2 protein-coding genes are annotated in these 1,489 nt (G+C 75.4%); both read right to left on the reverse strand.

Annotated features, from left to right (window positions below; translation table 11 throughout):
• The coding region (locus tag AOK11_RS41305) for a zinc ribbon domain-containing protein (RefSeq protein WP_157869546.1) at nucleotides 1–446 on the reverse strand (446 nt) is incomplete at its 3' end.
• 3 nt (nucleotides 447–449) lie between these two features.
• The coding region (locus AOK11_RS38075; RefSeq protein ID WP_157869547.1) for a tetratricopeptide repeat protein at nucleotides 450–1,489 on the reverse strand (1,040 nt) is incomplete at its 5' end.

Raw genomic sequence — 1,489 nt, forward strand, 5'->3', positions numbered from 1 at the left:
GGGTGGCGGTGGCCGGTCAGCGGCAGGCTGGCCGAGTCGGTGCCCGCCAGGTCCGCGGGCCGGTGCGTCGGGGCGGACACACCGGAACCGTCCGGGCGGACGGCGCGCCAGCCCGGCGCGGTCGGTGTCGGTACCGGCGCCCGACGAGCCGCCGGGGGAGCCGGGGGCGCCGGAGGAGCCGGGGGTGCGACCGGGGGCCGGGGTGCCCCGCGTTCCGCCGGACTCGGCGACGGCACCGCGCCGCTCCCGGTGTTCGCGGCGTTCCCTGCGTTCCCGGTGTTCATGGCGTTCCCGGTGTTCATGGTGATCGTCGGATGGTCCGTCGGCGGTGCCGGGACGGCCGACAGGTCGTATCCGCACGCACCGCAGAATCGATCACCCGATTCGAGGGGTTCCTCGCAGCTCGGGCATTTCGACAGAGCGGCCTGCTGGGGCATCTGCGACATCAACTACACCCACGTCCGGGGGCGGTAACGGTTGGCACGTTCCACCAGGTCGATCCTCTCCTCACCGCTCCGCGCCAGCCGGGCCAACGTGCGGTACGAGCGCTCGAGTCCGAAGCGCAGGTCCCGCTCGTCCAGCCCGCTGCCGAGCAGTGTCCTTCCCCCGGCGGCGTTCCGCCGTCCCCGTCCCGGCGGAGCCGGAAGCGGAAGCGGAACGGAACCCTGGCCCCCGGAGAGTACCCAGTCGAGCGCGCAGCCGAGGACCTCGGCCGCCAACTGCTCCCGGCGCGCCGGATCCAGACCGTACGACTCCAAGGCCTCGACCTGGCCCGCCGCAGGGCTCAGGTCGTCGAGGAGCGACAGGTCACCCGCGGTCGGGGTTCGCCCCCGCAGCCGGGCGCGTACGGCCGCCACCCGCGCGGCCGTGTAGTGGATCGACGACTCCGGCACCGACTCCAGCGTCCGTACGGCGCCGCGCCGGTCGCCGGTGGCCAGCCGTACCCGGGCCAGGCCGAACGCCGCGCTCACATGGCTCGGGTCGGTCGACCACACCAGGCGGTAGTACTCGGCGGCGTTGTCGAGCTGGCCCAGCACCTCGGCGCACAGGCCGAGCGCCAGCTTCGGCGCGATCTCGCCGGGGAAGGCGTCGTAGATCGCGTCGAAGGCGAGCGCGGCACCCTCGTGGTCGCCGGTGACCAGGGCGGCGACCCCGCGGTACCAGACCACCCGCCAGGCGTCGGGTTCCTGCTCCTCCAGGGTCCGCAGCGCGGCCAGCGCGGGCTCCGGCTCACCGGTCTCCAGCCAGGCGCGGACCTGCCGCAGCCGGGTTTCGGTCGACGGCGCGGGCGCCGCGGCCAGGGCGTTGACCAGCTCCGCGGGTGCGGAGGTCAGCAGTCCCGCGAGGAAACCGGCGTTGGGGTCGGCCGGGTCGATGCGCGGGACGGGCAGCGCGAGCGCCGCCGCGGCGGTGTCGACGGACTTGACGAGGCCCGGGGCGGCGCCCGAGGGGGTGCCCGGGGGCACGGGGGCGCCGGAGGACACGAGGG

The sequence above is a fragment of the Streptomyces hirsutus genome (assembly GCF_001418415.1).
Classification (GTDB): domain Bacteria; phylum Actinomycetota; class Actinomycetes; order Streptomycetales; family Streptomycetaceae; genus Streptomyces; species Streptomyces hirsutus.